The sequence below is a fragment of the Acidovorax sp. LjRoot118 genome (genome assembly GCF_964253575.1).
Classification (GTDB): Bacteria; Pseudomonadota; Gammaproteobacteria; order Burkholderiales; family Burkholderiaceae_C; genus Acidovorax.
This window is the reverse complement of the sequence record NZ_CAXURB020000001.1, coordinates 4,854,714-4,878,400: the sequence shown is the minus strand read 5'-3', so window position 1 is coordinate 4,878,400 and position 23,687 is coordinate 4,854,714. Positions and strand designations below refer to the sequence as shown.

Here is a 23,687-nt window from a genome sequence, read left to right as displayed (position 1 = left end):
CGGCCCCTCAGCGTGCCAGCACGGCGATGCGGGTGGCGCGGTTCATCTGGCGGCAGGTGTCCAGGTCCACCTCCAGCGCGCCGGGGTTGGCTTCGTTGCAGATCGGGTTGTTCGAGCCATTGCCCACCACCTTGAAGCGCGCGGCCGGAATCTCCCACTGCGTCACCACGTACTTGGTCACTGCGTCGGCCCGCGCCTTCGACAGGCGCTGGTTGGCCTGCGCACTGCCGGTCGAATCGGTGTTGCCCGAGATCTCGAAGTACGCCGAGCCATTGCTGTTGATGAAGGGCACCACCTGGGTGTCGATCACCTCCTGCGCCTTCTTGGTCAGCTCGGCCTGGCCCACCGGGAAGTTCACGCTCACCGGCTTGGTCAGCGCGGCGGGGCGCGTCTCGGCCTTTTGCATGCCGGCCGTGTCGAAGGTGAACTCCGGCTTGGCGGCGGCGGCGCGCGCGGCCTGGTTGTCCTTGAGCAGGGCGTTGATGAAACGGTAGTCGAACGAGTTCTGCGGCGAAACCACGGGCGAGTTCGGGTTGGCCAGCGAGCCGGCGGCGCGGTAGATCGCGTCGAACTCGCGGTACACGCGCTCGTAGTGGTTGGTGTCGCCCGCCAGGCCCAGAATGCGGGCGTTGTCGTCCAGCCCCGTCCATACCAGGTTGGAGAACAGGCTCGAGATGAAGGGCATCCCCTCCTTCTTGGCCAGTTGGTCGAAGAAGGGCTCGGTGCGCACCAGCGCCTCGGCGGCGCCGGCCGGGTTGGCGCGGGCGGCGGTCACGCCGTCCATCCAGCCCTTGACGAAGCCCTGGAAGGCCTGCTGGCTGGCAGGGTCCTGCAGCATTTTCTGGTTGCAGACCATCACGTCGTAGATCAGGTTGGTGGCCACCTTGGTGGAGTACACCACGCGCGCACCGGGCGTTGCCTTGACGGCCAGCGACAGGTCCGGGTCCCACAGCACGGCGGCGTCCACGCTGCCGGCAGCGAACGCGGCGCGCACGCCGGGTGTGCCCTCGTCGGCGTTGATGTAGACCACGCGGTCGAGCACGTTGGCCTTTTGCTTGGCGCTCAGGCTCGAGTTGTTGATGGCGTTGATGAACAGGCCGTGCGAAGGCGTGTACTTGAGCAGCGCCACCTTCTTGCCCACCAGGTCCTCGATGCGCTTGATGTCCGGGTCGCGGGCGATCACGGCGTCGGCGCCCTGGGTGTTGTCCACGATCATGATGGCGCGGCCATCGAGCTTGGTGTTGATTAGGTTGGGCTGCTCCTGCGCCCAGAAGTCCGAGGTGCGCCAGGCGCACTGCGCCGTGTTGCTCTCGAAGATGGTGGTCAGCGTCGGGATATCGTCCTGGATGATGAACTCCACGTTCACCCCGGCCTTCTGGAAGATCGAGCCCGGCTGCGTCTTCAGGCTGTTGCCGTTGGCCACCAGGGCCGGCGCATAGCCGTGAAAGCTCACGATGCTGACCTTGAGCGGGTTGCCGGCCGAGCCCAGCGCACCGCCCTTGGGCGCCGCCACGGCGGGGGCAGACGGCGTGTTGCCGGCCACCACCGCAGGCGCGGCCGTGCTGCCCTGCGGGCTGCTGCTGCCAGCCGGGGCCGACGCCTCGGTGTTGCCCAGCTTGTCCTGCACCCACATCTTGCCGCCCATGTTCCACAGGACGGATCCCGCAGCCCCCACGACGATGACCGCGATCAGCGCCTTACCCATGCCAGTCAATTGCATTGCCAACTCCTACTTTATTTTTGAACCTGTGATTGGCCCGAGAACGTGATCACGATCTGCCCCAGGCGGTTCATTTCTGCATCCAGCCGGGCGGATTCCCTCTCCCCGGCCTCCTGATTTGTCCTGGCCGCCGCTCGCACATCGGCCGTCTGCTGCGCGGCGCGCGCCACGCCCCGGTCCAGCAGCGCTGTCAGCTCGGCAATCTGCTTGCGCACCTGGGCGCTCTTGTCCTGTTCTTCGGCCTGGATGGCAGCGATCTCGCGGTCCGCATTTTGCAGTGCGGAAGCCACTTGCTGCGCAATCTTTTGCTTGGCGATGGCCAGCGCCTTGACCTTGCGTTGCGCGTCCAGCACGGAATCGTCCACCGTCCAGGTCTCGTCGGCGTCGTCCATGGCCTTGATGGCCTGCTTGCGCACCTCCATCGGCATGCTTTCCAGCCCCGCCATCAGCTTGAGCAGCTTTTCGGCGCTGTAGGACACGGTGGGCACGTTGGCCTCTCGGTACAGGTCGGCAAAATCCTTTTGCTCGGCCACCACACTCTGCTCGGGCGCCAGCGCGGGTTGCTGCTGCGCGGCGGGCGCGGGCGCAGGTTCGGGCTCCGCCTCGGGCTCGGGGTAGGCCTCGGCGGGCGTGTACCGGGTGGTGTCCTCCTCCGGGTCGAGCGTCACAAGACCGGTGGCCGCCAACATTTTGCTGAATTTTGTGCGCATTGGATTCCTTGCAAAGGATCAATGTAACGTACCGCACTGTACGTCAGGTTGCATGGGTGCAAGTTGCGAACTTGTGTGGCCGAAGCACAACCCGCCCCAGAGGGAAAATGTTCGCCGGCGGACTGTCCCCCTTTTCCATCGGTGTTGCATGGGTTTCTCTTGCAAAGCGGTCCACACCGGGCCCTGGAAACAAAAAAGCCCCCGGTGGTCAGCCGGGGGCTTGGTTGATTGGGGCGAGCCGGATCAGTGGGCTTCTGCCTGGCGCGCTGCGTTCACGGCAGCGCTGGTGTCCTTGCTGGCGCCGTTGAAAAATACATTCAGCGCCACGGCCGTGATTGAGGCCAGCAAAATGCCCGATTCGATCAGCGGATGGATGGCATGCGGCATCCACTGTCGAAAGCTCGGCGCGATCAGCGGGATCATGCCCACGCCGATGGATACGGCGACGATCATCGCGTTGAAGCGGTTGGTCTTGAAATCCACCCCGCCCAGGATGCGGATGCCCGTGGCCGCCACCATGCCGAACATCACCAGCCCCGCACCGCCCAGCACCATGGTGGGCAGCGACTCCACCAGCGCCGCCATCTTGGGCAGCACGCCCAGGATGATCAGGATCACGCCGCCAGCCACGCAGACAAAGCGGCTCTTCACGCCCGTCACCGCCACCAGCCCCACGTTCTGCGAGAAGCTGGTGTACGGGAAGGTGTTGAACACACCGCCCAGCAACGTGCCCAGGCCATCGGTGCGCAGGCCCCGCGTCAGGGCGGCCTGGTCGATCTTGCGGTCGGTCATCTCGCCCAGCGCCAAAAACATGCCGGTCGACTCGATCATCACCACCACCATCACCAGCGTCATGGTCAAAATCAGGATGGGGTCGAACACCGGCAACGCGATCTCGAACGGAAGCACCAGGTCGAACCAGTCGGCCTTGCCCACCTTCTCGAACGACATCATGCCCATGGCGGCAGCGGCCACCGCCCCGATCACAATGCCCAGCAGCACCGAGATGTTGGCGATGAAGCCCTTGGCAAACTTGGCGATCAGCAAGATGGACACCAGCACCAGCGCCGAAATGCCCACGCCCGTCAGGTCTGCATAGCGCGGGTTGGGCACCGTGGGCACCACCGCAAAGCCCTTGGGCACGGGCGGCAGCGACGAGCCGGGCGCCCCGGCGGCCGACTGCGCCTCGGTCAGCCATTTGATGTGGTCGGGGTTCACCACGTTGGGCGCTGTGGGCCCCACGGGGTTGCCAAAGATCCAGTTGATGCCCACGCGCATCAGGCTGATGCCGATGACCGCGATGATGGTGCCCGTGACCACCGGCGGAAAAAACCGCAGCATGCGGCTGACCATGGGCGCGATGAGGATCGATATCACCCCCGCCCCGATCACCGAGCCAAAGATCAGCCCCGCCCCCGCCGTGCCGCTGGTGCTCTGCGCCATGGACACCATCGGCGCCACCGAGGCAAAGGTCACCCCCATCATCACCGGCAGCTGGATGCCGAACCAGCGCGTGGCGCCCAGCGCCTGGATCAGCGTGACCAGGCCACAGACGAACAGATCGGCCGAAATCAGCTTGGCCACCTGGTCGGGCGTGAGGTTCAGCGCCCGGCCCACGATCAGCGGCACCGCCACCGCCCCGGCATACATCACCAGCACATGCTGCAGCCCCAGCGCCCCCAGGCGCGCTATGGGCAGTTGTTCATCCACAGGGTGCACGGACGGTTGCATGGCGAAGCTCCTTCGGGTGGGTCGGTCTGTCGGGTGTCGTTGGAATGCGGACGGCCCACGCCAAAACGTGTACAACCATCCATACAAAAAGTGTATACACGATATGGCGACAACCTTATCCCGGTAAACCCTAGGGCAGCGCAAAGCCAAGCCCATTGCGCGCCGCGCACGCTGCTTTGAGCGGTCTGCGTTGTTGCAAATGCTCGCCATAGCGCCACTATGGCTGCGCTTTGCGCCTAGCAGCCCATCTCAAATCAGCGCACGCACCATCGCAAAGACTCGGCTTTGCGCTGCCCGAGGAAGTCGCAGACGCTGCTGTCGTTGGGGGAAGATCAGGCCAGCAAGGCCTTGACGAGGTCGAGCTGCCGGTCCGGCCGCCCGGTGTCCAGCGCCAGATTCGCCTCGATGCGCTGCAGGTGCTCGGTCATGCTGGCTACGGCGGCCTGCACGTTGCCGCCCTTGCACAGCGCCAGAAAGTCGGCATGCTCCTCGGACGAGCAGTGCGGGTCGTTCGACGAGTCGTACAGCATGGCGATCAGCGAGCTGCGGGCCACCAGGTCGCGCACCAGCTGCGCCAGGGTCTGGTTGCCGGCCGCCTCGGCCAGCACCACGTGGAAGTCGCCCAGCAGCTTTTCGCGCACCCGGCCCGTGGTCGTGCTCTCGCGCAGCGCCGCCCGCTCAAAGCGGATGTGCTGCTCCAGCATCTGGTAGTCGGCCGGCGTGGCGCTGGCGATGAACAGGCGCACCACCTCGGCCTCGAGCACGCGGCGCACGCTGAACACCTCGCGCGCCTCCTGCACGCTGGGGCGGCTCACGAAGGCGCCCTTGTCGGGGATGATCTCGATCAACTTGTCCTTGGACAGCATCACCAGCGCCGCACGTATTTTGGTGCGGCTCACGGTGTACACACGGCCCAGCGCCTCCTCGCGCAGCCAGGTGCCCGGGGGCAGGCGCTTTTCGACGATGGCGGTGGCCAGGTCCTGCGCAATGCTCTCGGTGGAGGCCAGGCGCCCGTCCGCCGCTGCCGCTTCGGGCGCTGGTTCGGCAGCAGGCGTCAGGTCGGCGGGAAGGGCTGTGGGGCTCGTACGGGCGCGGGGCATGGTGGCCGATTGTGGCCTGATTGGCCGGGTTGCAGTGCAGCAAGCCTCAGGCGGCGCGGGATATGCGGGCTGGCGGCACCGCCGCCACGGGCGCCAGCGCAAACCCCGCCAGCACCCCGGCCATGGCCTTGGGCAGGGGCCGCGCCAGCTCGCCGTGCTTGCTGGTGCGCAGGCCCAGCAGCACCAGCGATTCGACCATCGACGTGGCAGCCGCCACACCATCGATCACCGGCACGCCCAGCGTCTGGCTGATGTGCTCGCACAGGTCGGCCATGCCCGCGCAGCCCAGCACCAGGGTGTCGCAGCCGTCCTCGGCCAGGGCGCGGCGGCACTCGTCGGTGATGCGTTCGCGCGCGTTCGAGCCCGGCACCTCCAGCTCCAGCACCGGCAGCTCGCAGGCGCGCACATTGGCGCAAAAGCGCTGCATGCCGTAGATCTCGGCCAGGTGCCAGGCCTGGCCCATGGTGCGGCCCAGCGTGGTCACCACTGAAAAGCGCGAGCCCACCATGCTGGCCAGGTGCATGGCCGCCTCGGCAATGCCCACCACCGGGCCACGCGCCAGCTCGCGTGCGGGTTTCAGGCCCGGGTCGCCAAAGCAGGCGATCACATAGCCGTCCATCCCCTCGCGCTCGCCCGCCGCAATCTCCTGCAGCAGGCCGGGCACGGCCAGCGCCTCATCGTAGTGGCTTTCGATGGAGGCCGGGCCCATGGCGGGGCTCACCGCCACCACCTCGGTGCCCGGTCGCGCCACGGCGCGCGCGCAGGCACCGATCTTCTCGGTCATGCTCCAGGTGGTGTTGGGGTTGATGATCTTGATGCGCACGGGCTCAGCTCTTTCGGTTCAATGCAAGGTAGATGACGAAGCCCAGGCCCATGCCGATGAACCAGGCGTAGTTGGCGGCCGGCCGCAGCACGGGCACCATGACGCACAGGATGGGCACCAGGGCAGATGGGATCAGCGTCCAGATCGCGCGCGGGTTGTAGCCCTTGCTGTACCAGTAGGCGCCGCGGCTGTTCATGGTGTACAGCTCGTCCACCAGCACCTGCTGGCGCCGCACGAAGTAGTAGTCGGCGATCAGGATGCCGAACAACGGCCCGATGAACGAGCCCAGCACGTCCAGCGTGTAGTGGATCACCTCGGGGTTGGCGTACAGGTTCCACGGCGTGATGAAGATCGAGCCCACCGCGGCGATCATGCCGCCCGTGCGCCAGCTGATGTGCTGCGGCGCCACGTTCGAAAAGTCGAACGCTGGCGACACGAAGTTGGCCACGATGTTGATGCCCACCGTGGCGATCATGAAGGTCAGCGCGCCCAGCACCACCGCCGTGGTGCTGTCGATCTTGCTCACGGTGTGCACCGGGTCGGTGATCAGTTCGCCAAACACCGGCAGCGTGGCCGCCGTGGTCACCACCGTCAGCAGCGAGAAGAACACGAAGTTGACCGGCAGGCCCCAGAAGTTGCCCTTCTTCACCGCGTCAAAACTCTTGCCGTAGCGCGAGAAGTCGCCAAAGTTCAGCATCGGCCCGCTGAAATAGCTCACCACCAGGGCAATCGCCGACAACATCACCGGCAGCGCATCCCAGCCCTGAAACTTCACGCCCCCCAGGTTCAGGTCGATGTTCTTCCAGCCCGCCTTCCATACCAGCCAGCCGCACAGCACCGCCATCACCACGTACACGGCAGGTCCTGCCCAGTCGATGAACTTGCGGATCGCCTCCATGCCGTGCCAGAACACCAGCGCCTGCAGCACCCACATCACCATGAACGCCAGCCACCCCAGGCTCGACAGCCCTGCAAACCCGTGCTGCGCCACATCGGCATACGGCGCCAGGTTCGGGAAAAAGTGCAGCGCCAGCAGCAAGAAGGCCCCCGACGCCAGGTAGGTCTGTATGCCGTACCACGCCACCGCAATCAGCCCGCGGATGATGGCGGGGATATTGGCCCCCAGCACCCCGAACGACGCCCGGCAGATAACCGGGTAGGGCGTGCCCGTCACCTGGCTGGGCTTGGCCACCAGGTTGCAGAAGAACTGCACGATGACGATGCCCACCAGCAACGCCACCAGCACCTGCCAGCTCGACAGGCCCAGCGCGAACAGGCTGCCGGCCGTGATGTAGCCGCCCACGCTGTGCACGTCGGACATCCAGAACGCGAAGATGTTGTACTGCCCCCAGGTCTGGCGCTTCAGGGGCGCCAGGTCCTCATTGGTCAGGCGCGGGTCGTAGCCCGGCTTGATCAGGGCGTTGTCATGGTGCGGCCCGGCGGGCGCTGTGCCCCCGGCCAGAGGGGTGCTGCTGACGGCTGTGTTCACGGGTGTCTCCTCGTGTGGAAAAGGACGGGTTCCAGACATCTGCGGCCTGGTTGAAAGTTGCACCCTATATTTGTATACAAAAAATGGATGCAATAAAACACCGTCTGAACGGGAAATGCCTGGGGTTTACCCGTGGGTGTTTCGCAGCGCCCAAAAGAAAGCCGCCCGGGCCTTGGCGGCCGGGGCGGCAATGAGAGAAGGGGAAAAGGCGAGAGGGCGGTTCAGCCGTCCGTGCCAGCCCGAGGGCCCGCCAGCGGTGTCAGCGAATCGCGCAGCCGGTCGCGCACCAGCGGTTGCCCTGGGTTCAGCGCCGCCTCCACATGGCCGATGTGGGCAAGCAGCCGCTCACGCGCCAGGGCCGTGTCGCCGGCTTCGAGCGCTTCGACAATCGCCTCATGCTCGGCGCACGACTGGCTGGCCTCGTGCCGCGACTGGTAGAGCGATGCCGCCAGCGTGGTGCGCGCCGTCAGGTCGCGCAAAATGTCGCTCAGGCTGCGGTGGCCCATGCTCTCAGCCAGGCAGACGTGAAAATCGGCCAGCAAAAAGGCGCGCGTCGCCGCATCCGCCCCTTCGATGGCCAATTGTTCCTCGGCAATGTGGGCGCGCAGCCGGGGCGTCACCGACTGCAGTGGCCGCCCCGCATCGGCCAATATGCCCGACTCGATGATGCGCCGAGCCGAGAACGCGTCGCGCGCGTCCTCCACCGTGGGCTCCACCACGTACCAGCCCCGGCGCGGGCGCACCTCCACAAAACCGCGCGCCTGCAACTGCATCAGCGCCTCGCGCACCAGGGTGCGGCTCACGCCGAACAGGTCGGCCAGCTCCTGCTCGCCCAGGCGCTCACCGGGGGCGAGCTTCTGGGCCAGGATGGATTCCACCACCTGTTGTGCGATCTGGGTCTGGCTGATGCTCATGGGCGTGGTGGTCGTCAGTAGGGCGAGGCCGGCAGGCGGGCCCGGTTGGGCGCGGGGGAGGCTTCGAGGGTGAAGCCCGCCACCGTGCGCGACAGGTGGTGGGCCTGGTCGTTGAGCACTGCCGATGCGGCGGTGGATTCTTCGACCAAGGCTGCATTTTGCTGTGTCGCGCGGTCCATCTCTGCAACCGCCTGGTTGATCTGGCCGATGCCGGCACTCTGCTCGGTCATGGATCCATTGATTTCGCCCACGATCTGCGCCACGCGCTGGATGCTGTGCACGATCTCGTCCATGGTCTGGCCTGCCGCGCGCACACGCTGCGTGCCCGTGGCCACGCTGGCGCCCGAGGTGTTGATCAGCGCGCGCACCTCCTGCGCCGCCGTGGCGCTGCGGTGCGCCAGGCTGCGCACCTCGCTGGCCACCACGGCAAAGCCCCGGCCGTTCTCGCCGGCGCGCGCAGCCTCCACCGCAGCGTTCAGCGCCAAAATGTTGGTCTGAAAGGCGATGGAGTCGATCACGCCGATGATCTCGCCAATGCGGGCGGATGCGCTGGAGATCTCGTCCATGGTGCTCACCGCGCCGGCCACCACCTCGCCACCGCGCGTGGCGGCGGCACTGGCCGCGCGCGCCAGCTGCGCCGCCTGCGCAGCGGCATCGGCCGACTGCTGCACGGTGGCCGTCAGTTGCGACAGCGAGGCCGACGTCTCCTGCAGGTTGCTGGCCGATGTCTCGGTGCGGTGCGACAGGTCGTGGTTGCCGGCCTTGATCTCGTCGGTGGCCGTCTTCATCGACTCCACGCCCTGGCGCACGTCCAGCAGCACCGCACCGATCTTGTCCACGAAGGCGTTGAACGACGAGGCGATCTGCGCCACCTCGTCGCGCCCGGTCACGGGCAGGCGGTGGGTCAGGTCGCCGCCGCCAGAGCCGATCTCGTCCATCGCATCGCGCACCTGCGACAGGCGCCGAAACGACTGCGCGGTGAGCAGCGCGCAGGCCCCGGCCGCCAGCAGCGCCAGCAGCACCGTGGCAATGGCCGATGCGCGCAGCACGCTGGCCAGCCCTGCCGTGGCTTCGGCCTTGTCCAGCGCCACCACCAAAAACCAGTCCGTGCCCGGCACGGGCAGGGCGCGCAGCAGCTTGGCGGCACCACCAAGGTCCACCTCCAGCGCATGCGTGGCGCCCGGCAGCGCCGCCACCACCGCCGGGGTCAGCGCGGGCGACAGCTCTGCCGCGGGCTTGAGCATGCGCTGCGCATCGGGGTGGGCCAGCACCAGCCCGTCCTTGTCGATCACCATACCCAGGCTGCTGGGCGTGGGGTGCACGGCCGCCACCACCTCCTGCACGCCCTTGAGCGGCACGGCCCCGCTCACTGCGCCCTGCGCCGCCCCATCGCGCACGATGGGCGCCGCGAACGACACGAAGGGCTCGCCCGTGGAGGCATCGCCATAGGGCTTGGTGACCACCAGCTTGCCTGCCGCCACTGCGCTTTTGTACCAGGGGCGCGCCGTGGGGTCGTAGGTGGGCGGCGTGGTGGCGCTGCTGGACACCCAGCGCTTGTCCTGCCAGCCCGCCGTGGTGACCGGGAAGCCGCCCGCCTTGTTCATGTGCAGCACGATGCCCTGCGGGTCCCCGGGCTCCACCGCAGCGGCGGTGGCTTGCACAGCCATGGCCTTGGCAGCCACCCATTTCTCGATGGCCAGCGTGTTGCCCGAGGCAATCGCCGCCAGGTTGTCCTCAATGGTCTGCAGCGTGGCCGAGCGCACGATGGAATAGGTGGCCGCCCCCGTCAGCGCCAGGGCGGCAGTGACGGCGACGGTGGTGATGAGCAGGATGCGGGTGCGAAGCGAGGTGATCATGGGGGGTGCTTCTGGCGGTGGATGGGAGGCGTGCCTTGATTCAGGCCGGGTGAAAGAGGGGGCGCATACGGATTTGCCTTCAATCGGATATCTAGGCGGGGAGCCGCAGACAGTGCTGTGGCACGGCAAGGCGACCCAACGACGCTATACGGTTGAAGGCAAATCCGTATCAGCCCTTGGTGTCGCGGAACATGTCGGGGGACAGACTGTGCTTGAACCACTGCATGGCATTCACCATCAGCGCCTGCGACGACCTGGCCTGCACCAAAAAGGCATCCACCCGGGCCAGCAGGCGCGGCTCGCGCTTGCGCACCCCTTTGTGGCAGGGGCTTTGCCGCAGCACGGCCAGGCGGCGAATGCGCTCGCGCAGGGCCGTGTCGGGTATCGATTCGGCCACCACGTTGCCGGCCGCAAAGGCGTCGACGGCGTGGCGCACATAGGCATCGAGCAGCGGGGCCGAGCTGTCGAACAGCACCGGCGTGGCCTGCGGCACCTGGGCCTTGAGCTCGGCCTCCTCCAGGCTGCCGCGCACCACGCCCACGCGCCGGCCCTTGAGCGCAGTGGCAGCATCTGCAGTGCCCGGGGCAGCCGCTTCGCCGAACACGCCGATGTAGGTCGGCGCGTACGCCGCAGAAAAATCGATATCGCGCTCGCGCTCGGCCGTCTTGCCCAAGCTGGCGATGATGATGTCCACCCGGTCTTCCAGCATGGCCGCCATGCGGTCACTGCTGGCCACGGGCAAGGTCTTCAAGCTCACCCTCAGGTCGGCCGCCAGCATGCGCGCCACGGCAATGTCGAAGCCGTCGAGCACACCATTGCGCGTAAAGCCAAACGGCGGAAAGTCCTGCGGCACCGCCACGCGCAGCACCTTGCTGCGCAAGATGCGATCGAGCTGGTCCGCCGGTGCGGCGTTGCCCTGTGCCAGGGCAACAGTGCCCCAGCACAGGCTGCCCAGGCCGGCGGCGGCAGCGCCTGTCAGCACCAACTGGCGGCGGTTCAGGGAATGATGGCGCGGCTGCACGCTCACTCCTTGAGCGATTCGACGGCCTTGCCGTCCAGCACCGCATGGGCGCGCTCGCGGTCGATGTCGCCCTCCCACGCGGCCACGGCCACCGTGGCCACGCAGTTGCCGATCAGGTTGCCCAGGGCCCGGGCAATGCCCATGAACCAGTCCACCGACAGCACCAGCACCAGCCCGATGGCCGGGATGGCCGGAATCGCCTGCAGCGTGGCCGCCAGCACCACGATGGCCGAGCCCGGCACCCCGTGCGCGCCCTTGGAGGTGACCAGCGATATCGCCAAAATGGTCAGCAGGTCGGCCATCGAGATCGGCGTGTTGGTCGCCTGCGCAATGAACACCGCCGCCAGCGTGATGTAGATCGAAAACGCGTCGAGGTTGAACGAATAGCCCGTGGGGATCACCAGCCCCACCGTCGAATCGCGAATGCCCATGTGCTTGAGCTTGGCCATGATCTGCGGCAGCACGCTGTCCGACGAAGTGGTGGCAAACACCACCGCCAGCTCTTCACGCAGGTAGCGCAGCAGCTTGAACAGGCTGAAGCCCGACACCCGCATGATGAGCCCGAGCACCACCACCACGAAGATCGCCACGGCCGCATAGAACAGCACCACCAGCATGCCCAGTTGCTTGAGCGAGCCGATGCCGTACTTGCCCACCGTGAACGCAATCGCACCCAGCACGCCCAGCGGCGCCAGCTTGATGATGATGCCCATGGTCTTGAACAGCACGTGCGACAGGTCTTCGATCAGCACCGTGACCCGCGCCCCGCGCTCACCCAGCATCGCCAGCGCACAGCCGAACACGATGGAGAACAGCAGCACCTGCAGCACATCGCCATTGGCAAACGCGCTGACCGCCGTGTTGGGTATCAGCTTGAGCAGAAAGTCGGTGAACCCCCCGCCCGTGAGCTTGCCCGCGTTCTCGACATAGGCGCCCATGGCCTTCGGGTCCAGCGCCTTGGGGTCCACATTCATGCCCACCCCGGGCTCGAAGATGAAGGCCAGCGCCAGGCCCAGCACCAGCGCCACGGTGGTCACCACCTCGAAGTAGATCAGCGACTTGATGCCCACCCGGCCCACACGCTTCAAGTCCCCCGTGCCAGCGATGCCATGCACCACCACGCAGAACACGATCAGCGGGATCAGCATCTTGATCAGCTTGATGAAGCCATCGCCCAGGGGCTTGAGGGCCACGGCGGTATCGGGCCAGAGCAGGCCCACCACAACGCCGGCTATGAGGGCCAGGATCACCTGGCCAAAGAGGGATTTGAAAAACCGCGCCATGCCCTGTCTCCTTCAGTTGTTTCTTGAAAGCAAATCTTGCATACAAGAACTGTAGGCAAGTTGGGGCGTGGGCGTATGAGGGTATGCCCGTAGCGCTGTCGCCTTGAAGATGAAAAGGCTGTAGAGGCGTTTAGGATGGTGCTGACCGCAAACCTATAACGTGCATGGCTTGCGATTCGTTGATCAATTTTGTGCAATGCGGCGTCTTCATCTACTACTGTGCACAGTGAGGCGGATCTTGCAAAGTTGAGTGCTACGATCTAGATTGATCACTACTGGGAGTTTTACCGAGGGCTCGCATAAAACGGTTTTTGGTTTGCCTCGCTACTGGAATCCAATGACATCAACGATTTCGCCAAGTGACGTTTACGACAAGGATCTCAACTTCTTGTTCGGCTCAGGAGCATCGTTCGGGCTATTTCCAACACTTGCCTTGGGAATGCAGAAAGATGATGGGAAGCCTTGGTCATTGGAAGATCTTGCAAGTCACTTTGAAAACACGGGTGACGAGCGGCTCATTCCTCTTTTCATGCACTACTACCAAGCGTGCATCAATCCGGCTCAAAAATTCACTGTCGATTCGGCTCTGGGTGATGCAACCCGAGAGTGCGTCGTCGAGAACTACTCTATTTTCCTCAAGGTTGTTCTTCAGATTCTTCAGCATCGCAAAGCGCTGGAGAAGCGTTGCAACCTCTTCACAACGAACTATGACGGCTGTTTCCCGCTGGTCGCGGACAGAATTCTTGAAAAAGGCGACATCGATTTCGTGTTGAATGATGGAGCGCGAGGGTTCAGCCGACGCTTCCTCCAAGCGCGTAACTTCAACACCTTCGTGTGTCAGACCGGGATATTCGAACGCCACCAAACCAGCATTCCGCAAATCAACCTTGTGCATGTACATGGATCCGTCTACTGGAGGAAAGTTGGTGACCAAATAGTCGTGGAATATGAAGACGATGCTTTGGGCGGATTGTTGAGTGTTGCTGCGCTAAAAAAACTGCATCCGTTTTCGGCAGTGTTAGATAACAAGGCCGCCACACTTGCCAGCCTGCCATTCCCTGCGTTCACGAAAGCCGAGCGTGATGCCTTTTGGGTGGCGTACAAAAAACTGCCCATCGTTAACCCAACAAAATGGAAATTCCACGAAACAGTGTTCGAGGAGCATTACTATCAAATGCTGCGAATGCTTAGCTACGAGCTCGAAAAGCCAAACGCTGTCCTGATAACATTCGGCTTCTCATTCGCGGATGAACATATCCTTAACCTCGTTAAGAGGTCGTTGTCAAATCCACATCTGCAAGTTTTCGTCTGCTGCTATAGCGCAAGTACACGCGATTGGCTGAGCGAAGTGTTTCGAATTCATCAGAATGTACGCTGTCTTGCGCTCGAGGATGGTGTGATGGACTTCACCGCATTCAATGAGCGCGTCTTTTTCATTGACCCCCCGGTGTTGGCGACGGAGCCTCCTCCGACGGTCGTCGCAGAGGCCGCCACTGTGTTTCCTGCATCTAGCGGTGATGCAGTATGAGCATACAAGTTGGAGAGGTGATCGCGGTCAATGGGGTCAAGATCACACTCAAGATTGACGAGGACTCTAGCAAGGAGACGTTGTTCTACGCGGGCGAAAAGTATAAGGGCGTCTCGATTCGAGAGTACATCTCCATTCAACGCGGCTTCAGGAGTATTGTCTGTGTCGTAGAAGGCGAATATCTGGACGAAAGTCGTGTGGAGAGTGACGGTAAACGTGTAGGGTACATACGCAAGGTGGATGCTCGACCCATAGGCTACTTTCATAAAAACCAATTCCGACAAGGCATTAAGTACATGCCGATGATTCGCGATCCGGCGTTCCTGCTTCAGGAGGGTAAGATCGCGGAAATCTTCGGACGCTACGCTACGGGTTCGTTCACGGTGGGACGGATGCTCAAAGAAGACGTACCAATCAGCCTGCCATGGCAACGGCTCTTCAACAGCCACATCGGTATTTTCGGCAATACCGGTAGTGGAAAATCTAATACGCTTACAAAGCTATTCACAGTCCTCTTCGCGCAGAAGGCTGCAGCGATTGGGGAAAAAAGTAAATTCGTGATTCTCGACTTCAATGGCGAGTACACAACTGGCCAAATGGTTTCGGCCGATAAAAAAACTGTCTACAAACTATCGACTCAAGGAAACGGTGCTGCCGGTGCCCAAGGGGATCGCTTTCCTCTCCGCGAAAATGAGTTTTGGAGCGCGGAGACATTATCGCTGCTCTTTCAAGCGACTCAGAACACTCAAAGACCATTTCTCAATCGAATGATTCAAGGTCGGCGACGATATCAAGCCAACGAACATTCACTTTCTGCCTACGCAAAGTTGAAGTTCCGAGATGCGTTCTGTGCTGGCGAGTGCAGACCCGCCACCCTTGACCTCATGCGTAGCATCGCACGGCTTTTAGCCTTTGAGCCACTAGTCACTCTGCTTAGAGGCATCTCGTGGCACTCCACCCAAAAACGATTTATGAGCTCCGGCGCTTACTTCGGCACCGATGGGATGGCTTACGCAGTACATCTCGCGCCCACGATTGATAGCATCGATGCGTCGGCACTGGACGCATTTGATCAACTCATTCTTAGAGCAAACCTTCAACTCATCGGTGACCTCAATAGCGGCCATGTCCAGTTCGAGCACATTCAGCCGTTGCTCAAGCGGATTGAATCCTCGCTCAGCAGCTTGCGCAAGGTTTTAACGATCAGCGACATCCAGCCAGTCGAAAGACTGATGACTGTTATTTCCTTGAGGCGGTGCAATGCAGAGGCGAAGAAGGTGCTGCCTCTACTGCTCGCAAAACACTATTACAACGATCACAGACAAACGGTTGCTCATCCGCCGAACAAGACTGTCCATCTCATCATCGACGAAGCCCACAACATCCTTTCGGAGCAGTCCTCGCGCGAACATGAGAGTTGGAAAGACTACCGGCTTGAGTTGTTTGAAGAGATCATCAAGGAGGGGCGGAAGTTTGGCGTATTTGTCACGATTTCTAGTCAACGACCGGCGGACATTTCGCCTACAATCGTCTCACAGTTACATAATTTCTTTATTCATCGCCTAGTCAATGAGCGTGACCTATTTTTAATTGACAATACCATCAGCACACTGGATAGCCTCTCCCGCGGCCTTATTCCTAGCTTGGCCCAGGGTTGCTGTGTTGTCACCGGCACCTCGTTTGAACTTCCCATGATTCTTCAGATCGATCGCCTCGAGAGAGCAAAGCAACCAGATAGCGAGGATGTCAATCTAGAAGCACTCTGGTCGTAGAGGTGCTGCGAGCAAAATCATCATGTATTGCGATAAAATGTAGCGTTACTAAATGTGCATGTCATCGTGACATCGAACGGTGGTTTGCCATAAATAGCATGGCGGTGAAATTTTACGCGTCTGCGCTCTTGGAACTGGCATTAAAAATAATTGAGCAGGAGTGTTCTGTCTTTACCTATTGCGCAGTAAAATTTTGCTGTCACCCGCCCCATGCCATATTGGTCATCGCAGGCCATTGTTCTCCATTTTTGTTGAGCGTTTAGGCTCCATTGGTCCTTTCAGCTTGCTCTTACGGAGGTGGTCTCGGCATTCTTCGTAACCATCGCTTGCGGCATAGCACATGCTTTGGCATAGAGTATTCAATTTGCAACTAAGTAGGGGGAGTGATGGGAGCAAAAAGCGAGCGCAGTCAGCGTACAACTATGGCTGTCGCGAAGCCGAGTGCGTCGAAGGGATCAAAGGTAAAGGTCCTTGCGCAGGCTGAGACTGACGCCGAAGAAAAGTGGCTGCAACACTGCAATGAGCAAGCTCTGCAATTGATCGAGCGGCAGGGGCGCAGCAATCTTGGATTGGTGCCTTTCGTCGGTGCCGGCGTGTCTATGGCGTTTGGATACAGCAATTGGTACAATCTTTTATTAGGCAATGCCCCGCCAGACGCCATGCCTAGCATTAAGGCACTGCTGGACAAAGACGACTATGAAGGTGCTGCTGAAAGACTGCTAAAGGCGCTTGGTCCCGACGGATTTCAGAATATGGTTGCCGTTGCCGCCGGTGATCGCGCCATCGACGAACGCCGTTTGCGTACCGGTAGCTTGGCGCTGATGACATTACTAGGCCCAGGGCCAGTTATCACAACAAACTTTGACCGCGTGCTGGAATCGGCGTTTAAGGTCAACAGCCGTCAGTTTGACTCCGTCGTCTCCGGTCCCCGTCCCGATCTCATCGTCGATGCGCTGCACGGCAATCGTCATGTACTTATCAAGTTGCATGGCGACTGGCAAGATCGCGTCGGTCGCACTTTCACCAAGTCAGATTATGATGCTAATTACGTTACCGATGAGTCGGAGCAAAAACGCACGCTGCTTGACAGCGTATTAACGCTTTTGTTTAGCAGTCGGTCATTTCTTTTCGTCGGTGCAAGCCTTAATTCTGATCGCACAGTTGAGGTGCTTCGTAAGGTCCACGCGGACGTGGCAGGCGTCCGGCACTACGCAATTTTGTCAGTCCCTAGAAATAAGAAACTTCTGCGCCAGAAAGAAGTGCAACTACGCAAGCTCGGTATCATGCCTTTGTGGTATCGTGCGACTAGCCCAAATGATCATGACTCACAGGTCCAGCGTTTGATGGAACAGATCGTCGAGCGAATTTCGGTGCGAAACATTGTCGCGATTCCTACATCTGATAATGCGGGTGCCAAGGCTCTGCGGCGCAAGCGTTTTCCAGCCAAGTTAGTCCCTGCTCTTAGCGAGTTGGATGGCCACTTTAGCCGAGTCGTGAATCTGATCCATGATGGCCGGCTCAACTTCTTCTTGGGTTCGGGTTCGCTTTGGCCGACAAAACTCATGGCAAACGATTTCTATAATGGACTGGCCGTTACTTTCGAATGTGAAGCGCTTAAAGACAGGCGCAGCGCGTTGACGCAGCACATTCTTGACCGTTACGGTAGAGACACTCTTGAAGCAGAAATCGACAAGACTCTAGATCCTTCTGAGCTGCAACCGCGCGAGGCTCACGAACTATTCGGTGCATGGGCCGCGTTGAGGACGGCTCAGGGCGGCCGCGTGCCCTGGCCCTGGGTCTTCACCACCAACTATGATGACCTCTTGGAGCAGGTGCTGCGGGCTGATAAGGTGCCACACCATATTTTTGTCTATCAAGCTGATGGCGAGTGGAAGGGAAGATTTTGCCACCAGCGCCCGGATGGCAGTCTGCGCTGCATTGACCAGCCTGATAGCATTGTCTCGCTTGACGAAGGGCTTGTTGTTGTTAAGCTCAACGGCGGCAAGGTGCCTGGCCTAGTTCGCAGTTACGTCAGTACTGCGGTCGACTATGTGCAACTCGCCGCGCGTATTCCTGCTGTATTGCCCGAAGTCATGCGCCGACGCTTACAAGACTGTCCAATGCTTTTCATGGGGCATAGCCTATCTGAGCCAGACGTAGAAGCGCTGATCCGTTATGCCCATTTAGAGCGACGCGGCGCTCGCTCCTGGGATGTTGTCACGAGCGACAGCATGTCCGTCGATTACTGGCTTGAGTGTGGAGTGGTGCTCATCCAACAGAAAGTCCATCTCTACGTTCAGGAGCTTTACCGAAGGCTCACTGCCGCACGCGGCCGAAGTGGCGCGTAGCGGATGGGATTTGGCAAGTGCTGGGCTTCGGTGCAATCACCGACTGGCCCTTGGTACCAGCGGTTCACTGTCTTTAGAGGGCACGGGCCCGGGCGCTTTGACCATTATTGGGGGGCATGGTGTCCGGCAACGAAAACTTGGCCCGGCACGATATTTGACCCCGCGCTGGTGCGTGAGGTGGCTAGTTTCCTGGCCTGCCTGCCTCCCACAGGAATTTGCCAAGCGCTATGCCCCCGAGGACATGGATGCCGCCACATCTACCCAAGACCTGGGTGCGCGATGGTGCGTAGGGGCTCGACTGCATCCTCATGCATTGCGAGCCGCTCAGGACCTTCTGCCGCGACATGGCCGCGAAGGGGCACGAGGTGTTCCACTGGCTCTCCTGCCCCTACGATGCTCAGCACGACCGAGTAGCCGGTGGTCGGTGCGCAGGCTAGGCTTTGGGATTCGGCCTGGAGCCGATTGTGCAACACAGAATGAGAGGGTGATCGATGATGTCCCGCAGAAAGCCCGACCCGCTTGAAACCGTGGTGCGTTTCGTGTGCGGCGCTTTGGCAGGCGCACTGGTCGGCTTCTGGATAGGCGTTCGGCTCGACCTGTCGGGATTCTTGGCCATGCTTGGCATCACCATGGTCTTCTGCATGGTGTTCGCAGTCTGTGCGGTGCGCTATGGCGATGGTTTCTGGTACAGCCTATTGAAATGAAGGGGCTGCTGGGTGCGGACCATTTAGCCCACCTTAACCTTGCAGCGCTATGCCCACCGGGGCTCTCTAGATACCGCAAAGAAAAAGGCCACGCCCTGTGAGGGGCGCGGCCTTTTCCATGTGACGGCCCGTCAGGCGGGTCAATCACTCGATCACTCAATCAATACCCCAACGTCTTCCCATCCGGATTCCGCGGATCCGAGTACCCATAAAGCGCTCCGCCACGCAGCTGAATCGTCTGCGTGCGGCCCGTCGATGGCTTCACAGCGATGTTGTGGCCGCGCTGCTTGAGCAGTGCCAGGGTGTCGGGCGACAAACCCTTTTCCACGCGCAGTTCATCAGGCGTCCACTGGTGGTGCACGCGCGGTGCGGCGGTGGCTTCGGCGGGGTTCATTCCGAAGTAATCGTGTTCACCAACGTCTGCAGCACCACAGTGAGGCAACACCCTCGGGTACGGCAGCCACTTTGGCCACAATGACGGGCAGGCGTTGGGGCTGGCTTGCAAGCCCGTCCAGGCCTCATACAGCAAAGGAAAGAAAAACCTCCATGGGAATGGCCAGCTGTTTGCCTCGGTATCCCCTGAAGACCTTCTGCGCTTCCAGGCCGATCCTTCCAAATGGCAGGAGTACCTGCACTCCGAAGCCGATGACCCGCCAGGCTGGTTCGATGTGGAGACGGCTTGCCACGCCAATGCTGTGTGGTGACCCTATGGCGCGTATTTCGGTCGCTGCTGGTCAGCCGCGCAGGAAGTCGTCTCTGGCACCTTTTGTTGAAACACGCACACGCCCGATGACTGGCTTTTGGCCTGGTACATTGCGGTGTCTGCGGCGCGCAGGTATTCGTCCACCGTCGCCAGCCTGGATGCACTACTGACAAGTCCAATACTCGCGCCACTGATCACGGTGTGTTCGCCGACCACATAAGGCGCTGCGAGGGCGGCGGCGATCTGTTGAGCGCGGTTGTTGGCCTCAGCGGGATCAATGGACTCCAACAGCACATTGAATTCGTCGCCACCCATGCGGGCGACCAGATCAACCGCCCGCACGCAGGATTCGAGCCGCCGCGCCACCTGCTGCAACAGCCGGTCGCCCACATGGTGCCCGTAGTTGTCATTGACGGCTTTGAACCCGTTGAGATCCAGCAGCAGCACGGCGAACATGGTGGCTCCATCGCGTGTGGGCACGCCATCACCATTCGCAGCCTCGTTCTGGTGCAGCGCCATGAGATTCGCGAGGCGATCGCGGAACAACGGCCGGCCGGGCAAGCTGGTCAGCGCATCGTAGGAACTGCCACGGTCAGCCAGATCGCTCAACGAGCCCGCCATGCGCACCGCAACGCCGTCTTCAAACTCGGCAAGCCCGCGCCAATTGACCCACACCAGCCGTCCATCCGCGTGGAACGCGCGGAAATCCACCGAAAAGTTCGGGCTGTTCCCCGACAGATGCCTGCGGTAGGCCGCCTGCACGCGCGCGCGATCTTCGGGATCGATGAGTTGCCCCAGAAAGCTCCAGCCGCCGTCGTGTACAAGATCGCCGCTACCCAGCCCGACGATCTGGTGAAAGCGCCCGGACACATGCAGGGCGTCAGTTCGCAAGTCCCAGTACCAGATGCCGTCATTGGATCCAAGGGTCGCCAGCGAATAGCGGTTTTCGGAGCGCAACAACTCAAGTTCGGTGTTCTTCTGCTGGGTGACGTCGATCATCAGGCCGATCATGCGGTTCGGCCGCCCCGGCTCGACCACTGCGCGGCACAGGTCGCGCACCCACACCACCTTGCCGGATTTTGCAATCAGCCGATAACTCATCTCGTAGGCATAGCTGTGCGTCGCGTTGTAGGCGGCATCATCGATAAGCACGGCCTGCGCGAGATCATCGGGATGCACATGCGCCCGCCAAAAGCCCGGGTCAGACCGCCACTCCTCCACGGAGAAACCGAACAAGCGTTCGACCTGCGGGCTAAGGAAAGTATTGCCCACGCCGATTTCAGCCTCCCAAACTACGCCATCAATGGTTTCCAGTAAGCGCAAAAAGCGCTGGCGAATCTCCACCAGCACCTGCTCGGTGACCTCGGTGATCTCGATCAGGACACCCTGGCGGCTGATCACCCGCTCCGCTGCATCCGTCTCCGGGTGGAGTTTCAGACGCACCCAGCGATAGCTCGCGTCGGCAAATCGCAACCGGAACACCGGCATGCCCGAGCGCATGGTGCCAATGTCGCCGGGATGCACAAATTCAAGCAGAGACCTGCCGAGCGCTGCCTCCACCGAATGGCCGGTGAGCGTTGTCCACGCCGGGTTCAGGTAAGTGATCTCCCACAGCGCATTGGTCTGCACCACCGCCTCGGGTAGCAGTTGCAGCAGTTTTGCGGACGGCGTGAGAGTGGCAGGCATGCGGGGCTGTCGCAAAGGGAGTCAGGTGAAACCAACGGATAGGATAATCAACCACACCAGATCCAAGTATGGCAGGGGTTTTGGGCAGGCTCGTGCCATAAACCTGAAGCTCTCCGGCTTTTTGCCGATGCTGGCCATCACCATGGGCTTCTGCCTGGTGTTTGCGTTCTGCGCAGTCCGCTACGGCGATGATTTTTGGGCCAGTGTGTTGAGGCGATAGACCCGGCACAGGCACAACAATGACAAAGGCCACGCCCCTCACAGGGCGCGGCCTTTGTTCGTTGGTGCCTTGTTGGGTGAGCTATGGATCAACCATGACGGGCCTGCGGAGCGGGCAAGTCAGGCCGTGCATCAATACCCCAACGTCTTCCCATCCGGATTGCGCGGATCCGAGTACCCATACAACGCCCCGCCACGCAACTGAATCGTCTGCGTACGCCCCATCGACGGCTTCACCGCGATGTTGTGGCCGCGCTGCTTGAGCAGTGCCAGCGTGTCGGGCGACAGACCCTTTTCCACGCGCAGCTCATCGGGTGTCCACTGGTGGTGCACGCGCGGTGCAGCAGCGGCTTCGGCGGGGTTCATGCCGAAGTCAATCGTGTTCACCACCGTTTGCAGCACCGTGGTGATGATGCGCGCGCCGCCGGGGCTGCCGGTTACCAGGGTGGGCTTGCCGTCCTTCAAGACCAGGGTGGGGGTCATGGACGACAGGGGGCGCTTCTTGGCGGCCACGGCGTTGGCGTCGCCGCCGACCAGGCCGTAGGCATTGGCCACGCCGGGCTTGGCCGAGAAGTCGTCCATCTCGTTGTTGAGCATGATGCCCGTGCCCTTGGCGACGATGCCGCTGCCGAAGTTGGTGTTCAGCGTGTAGGTCACGGCCACGGCGTTGCCGGCCTTGTCCACCACCGAGTAGTGGGTGGTCTGGTCGCTTTCGTACGGCTGGGGCTGGCCGGGCTTGATGCTCTTGCCGCTGCGTGCGGTGTTGCCATCAATGCCCTTGGCCAGCGACTCGGCGTAGCGCTTGGAGGTCAGGCCCTTGAGCGGGATCTTCACGAAGTCCGGGTCGCCCAGGTACTCGGAGCGGTCGGCGTACGCCAGCTTCATGCTCTCGGCCATGTAGTGGATGGTCTGGGCGCTGTTGGGGCCCCACTGGGCCAGGGGCAGGGGCTCCAGCATGTTCAAGATCTGCACCAGGTGCGGGCCGCCGGAGGAGGGTGGCGGCATGGTCACGATCTCATAGCCGCGGTAGGTGCCGCGGGTGGGCACGCGCTCGGCCACCTTGTATTCGCGCAGGTCCTGCAGCGTGAGGGCGCCGGCGTGCGGCGCCATCTCGGCAGCGATCTTCTGGGCGATCTCGCCTTCGTAGAACGCCTTGGCACCCTGCTGGCCGATCAGGCGCATCGACTGGGCCAGGTCTTTCTGCACCAGGGCGTCGCCCACCTTCAGGGGCGCGCCGTTCTTCCAGAAGATGGCCTGGGTGGCGGGCCACTTGCCCATGTTCTTCTTTTCCTGGTCCAGTATCTTGGCCAGGGTCTCGCTCACCGGGAAGCCCTTGTCGGCCAGCTCGATGGCGGGGGCAATCACGCGCGATAGTGGCAGGGTGCCCCAGGTCTTGAGCGCATGCTCCATGCCGGCCACGGTGCCGGGCACGCCCACGGCGTAGTGGGTGAACAGCGACTTGCCGTCCACCACATTGCCCTTGGCGTCGAGGTACATGTCGCGCGTGGCCTTGTTGGGCGCCACTTCGCGGAAGTCCAGGGCCACGCTCTTGCCGGTCTTGGCGTCGTGCACCATCATGAAACCGCCGCCGCCCAGGTTACCCGCATTGGGCAGGGCCACGGCCAGCGCGAAGCCGACGGCCACGGCCGCGTCCACCGCGTTGCCGCCGGCCTTGAGGATGTCCAGGCCGATCTGCGAGGCCAGCTCCTGCTCGGTGGCAACCATGCCGTTGCGCGCCACCACGGGGTGGAACACGTCCATGTCGAAGTCATAGGCGGCGCTGGCGGCCTGTGCCGCTGCGGTCTGCTGCACGGCGGCCACTGGCGGGGCCGAAGCCGTAACGGCTGGGGTGGTGCTGCCGCAGGCGGTCAGGCTGGCCAGGGCCAGTGCGACGCTGCTGGCCAGCAAGGTGTGGCGGATGCTCATTGGTAGGTGCTCCTCTGTTATTGATCTTTATGTCTATCCGGGTCTTGGAATGACAAACGGGCGCACTCCTTTTGGAATGCGCCCGCAGCAAGTGTAGGACTGGCACGCATGGCGCGCCTGTACTGGCTTATGCCAATCAGATACTCACGCCATG

General features: G+C 62.1%; 16 protein-coding genes and 1 pseudogene. 4 read left to right on the top strand and 13 right to left on the bottom strand.

What is annotated here, in order from left to right; genetic code table 11:
- Positions 1–7: 7 nt before the first annotated feature.
- The 10 genes from ACSQ9E_RS22885 to ACSQ9E_RS22840 all read right to left on the bottom strand — a co-directional run bounded on the left by ACSQ9E_RS22885 (position 8) and on the right by ACSQ9E_RS22840 (position 12,647).
- Positions 8–1,720, bottom strand: a complete 1,713-nt coding sequence (locus ACSQ9E_RS22885) for a phosphate ABC transporter substrate-binding/OmpA family protein (protein WP_436219261.1) — start codon at positions 1,718–1,720, stop codon at positions 8–10.
- Positions 1,721–1,734: 14 nt separating this feature from the next.
- The gene (locus ACSQ9E_RS22880) at positions 1,735–2,430 is read right to left on the bottom strand and encodes a hypothetical protein (RefSeq protein ID WP_428002251.1); all 696 of its coding nucleotides are present in this window, start codon (positions 2,428–2,430) and stop codon (positions 1,735–1,737) included.
- Positions 2,431–2,673: 243 nt separating this feature from the next.
- Positions 2,674–4,161 (bottom strand): nucleobase:cation symporter-2 family protein, encoded by a 1,488-nt coding sequence (locus ACSQ9E_RS22875; RefSeq protein ID WP_057201444.1) that lies wholly within the window; start codon positions 4,159–4,161, stop codon positions 2,674–2,676.
- 332 nt (positions 4,162–4,493) lie between these two features.
- A complete protein-coding gene (locus ACSQ9E_RS22870) occupies positions 4,494–5,261 on the bottom strand; it encodes a GntR family transcriptional regulator (RefSeq protein WP_057201443.1) in 768 nt (255 codons plus the stop codon).
- Between the two features lie 46 nt (positions 5,262–5,307).
- Entirely contained in the window at positions 5,308–6,084 is a 777-nt protein-coding gene (locus ACSQ9E_RS22865) for an aspartate/glutamate racemase family protein (RefSeq protein ID WP_436219260.1), read from the bottom strand.
- 4 nt (positions 6,085–6,088) lie between these two features.
- Entirely contained in the window at positions 6,089–7,573 is a 1,485-nt protein-coding gene (locus ACSQ9E_RS22860; RefSeq protein ID WP_428002250.1) for an NCS1 family nucleobase:cation symporter-1, read from the bottom strand.
- Between the two features lie 221 nt (positions 7,574–7,794).
- The gene (locus tag ACSQ9E_RS22855; protein ID WP_436219259.1) at positions 7,795–8,487 is read right to left on the bottom strand and encodes a GntR family transcriptional regulator; all 693 of its coding nucleotides are present in this window, start codon (positions 8,485–8,487) and stop codon (positions 7,795–7,797) included.
- Between the two features lie 14 nt (positions 8,488–8,501).
- Complete coding sequence (locus tag ACSQ9E_RS22850) at positions 8,502–10,343, bottom strand: methyl-accepting chemotaxis protein (protein WP_436219258.1); 1,842 nt, start codon at positions 10,341–10,343, stop codon at positions 8,502–8,504.
- Between the two features lie 169 nt (positions 10,344–10,512).
- Positions 10,513–11,364, bottom strand: coding sequence for a transporter substrate-binding domain-containing protein (locus tag ACSQ9E_RS22845; protein WP_436219257.1), 852 nt, complete (start codon positions 11,362–11,364; stop codon positions 10,513–10,515).
- Positions 11,365–11,366: 2 nt separating this feature from the next.
- Positions 11,367–12,647 carry a C4-dicarboxylate transporter DctA gene (locus ACSQ9E_RS22840; RefSeq protein WP_436219256.1) on the bottom strand — a complete coding sequence of 427 codons (1,281 nt, stop codon included), beginning with the start codon at positions 12,645–12,647 and terminating at the stop codon, positions 11,367–11,369.
- A gap of 337 nt (positions 12,648–12,984) precedes the next feature.
- Between ACSQ9E_RS22840 and ACSQ9E_RS22835 the strand changes: the two genes are divergently transcribed.
- From ACSQ9E_RS22835 to ACSQ9E_RS22820, 4 genes are all read left to right on the top strand, one after another.
- A complete protein-coding gene (locus tag ACSQ9E_RS22835) occupies positions 12,985–14,175 on the top strand; it encodes a hypothetical protein (protein ID WP_436219255.1) in 1,191 nt (396 codons plus the stop codon).
- On the top strand, positions 14,172–15,947 hold the full coding sequence (locus ACSQ9E_RS22830) for an ATP-binding protein (protein ID WP_436219254.1): 1,776 nt from the start codon (positions 14,172–14,174) through the stop codon (positions 15,945–15,947). The genes ACSQ9E_RS22835 and ACSQ9E_RS22830 overlap by 4 nt, the downstream gene beginning before the upstream one ends.
- 422 nt (positions 15,948–16,369) lie before the next feature.
- Positions 16,370–18,295 carry an SIR2 family protein gene (locus ACSQ9E_RS22825; RefSeq protein WP_436219253.1) on the top strand — a complete coding sequence of 642 codons (1,926 nt, stop codon included), beginning with the start codon at positions 16,370–16,372 and terminating at the stop codon, positions 18,293–18,295.
- A 491-nt stretch (positions 18,296–18,786) separates the two neighbouring features.
- Entirely contained in the window at positions 18,787–18,999 is a 213-nt protein-coding gene (locus ACSQ9E_RS22820) for a hypothetical protein (RefSeq protein WP_436219252.1), read from the top strand.
- A 160-nt stretch (positions 19,000–19,159) separates the two neighbouring features.
- Here ACSQ9E_RS22820 and ACSQ9E_RS22815 read toward each other — a convergent pair.
- From ACSQ9E_RS22815 to ggt, 3 genes and pseudogenes are all read right to left on the bottom strand, one after another.
- Positions 19,160–19,437 (bottom strand): annotated as a pseudogene (locus ACSQ9E_RS22815) (gamma-glutamyltransferase); the annotation flags it as partial.
- Positions 19,438–19,705: 268 nt separating this feature from the next.
- Positions 19,706–21,388, bottom strand: coding sequence for a PAS domain-containing protein (locus tag ACSQ9E_RS22810; RefSeq protein ID WP_436219251.1), 1,683 nt, complete (start codon positions 21,386–21,388; stop codon positions 19,706–19,708).
- Between the two features lie 351 nt (positions 21,389–21,739).
- On the bottom strand, positions 21,740–23,533 hold the full coding sequence (gene ggt / locus ACSQ9E_RS22805) for a gamma-glutamyltransferase (RefSeq protein ID WP_057201432.1): 1,794 nt from the start codon (positions 23,531–23,533) through the stop codon (positions 21,740–21,742).
- Positions 23,534–23,687: the final 154 nt, after the last annotated feature.

What these genes read in the sequence shown, in the direction of transcription:
- ACSQ9E_RS22885 (WP_436219261.1), bottom strand. Translation starts at nt 1,720, where the DNA reads ATGCAATTGACTGGCATGGGTAAGGCGCTGATCGCGGTCATCGTCGTG.
- ACSQ9E_RS22880 (WP_428002251.1), bottom strand. Translation starts at nt 2,430, where the DNA reads ATGCGCACAAAATTCAGCAAAATGTTGGCGGCCACCGGTCTTGTGACG.
- ACSQ9E_RS22875 (WP_057201444.1), bottom strand. Translation starts at nt 4,161, where the DNA reads ATGCAACCGTCCGTGCACCCTGTGGATGAACAACTGCCCATAGCGCGC.
- ACSQ9E_RS22870 (WP_057201443.1), bottom strand. Translation starts at nt 5,261, where the DNA reads ATGCCCCGCGCCCGTACGAGCCCCACAGCCCTTCCCGCCGACCTGACG.
- ACSQ9E_RS22855 (WP_436219259.1), bottom strand. Translation starts at nt 8,487, where the DNA reads ATGAGCATCAGCCAGACCCAGATCGCACAACAGGTGGTGGAATCCATC.
- ACSQ9E_RS22850 (WP_436219258.1), bottom strand. Translation starts at nt 10,343, where the DNA reads ATGATCACCTCGCTTCGCACCCGCATCCTGCTCATCACCACCGTCGCC.
- ACSQ9E_RS22840 (WP_436219256.1), bottom strand. Translation starts at nt 12,647, where the DNA reads ATGGCGCGGTTTTTCAAATCCCTCTTTGGCCAGGTGATCCTGGCCCTC.
- ACSQ9E_RS22835 (WP_436219255.1), top strand. Translation starts at nt 12,985, where the DNA reads ATGACATCAACGATTTCGCCAAGTGACGTTTACGACAAGGATCTCAAC.
- ACSQ9E_RS22830 (WP_436219254.1), top strand. Translation starts at nt 14,172, where the DNA reads ATGAGCATACAAGTTGGAGAGGTGATCGCGGTCAATGGGGTCAAGATC.
- ACSQ9E_RS22825 (WP_436219253.1), top strand. Translation starts at nt 16,370, where the DNA reads ATGGCTGTCGCGAAGCCGAGTGCGTCGAAGGGATCAAAGGTAAAGGTC.
- ACSQ9E_RS22820 (WP_436219252.1), top strand. Translation starts at nt 18,787, where the DNA reads ATGATGTCCCGCAGAAAGCCCGACCCGCTTGAAACCGTGGTGCGTTTC.
- ACSQ9E_RS22810 (WP_436219251.1), bottom strand. Translation starts at nt 21,388, where the DNA reads ATGCCTGCCACTCTCACGCCGTCCGCAAAACTGCTGCAACTGCTACCC.
- ggt (WP_057201432.1), bottom strand. Translation starts at nt 23,533, where the DNA reads ATGAGCATCCGCCACACCTTGCTGGCCAGCAGCGTCGCACTGGCCCTG.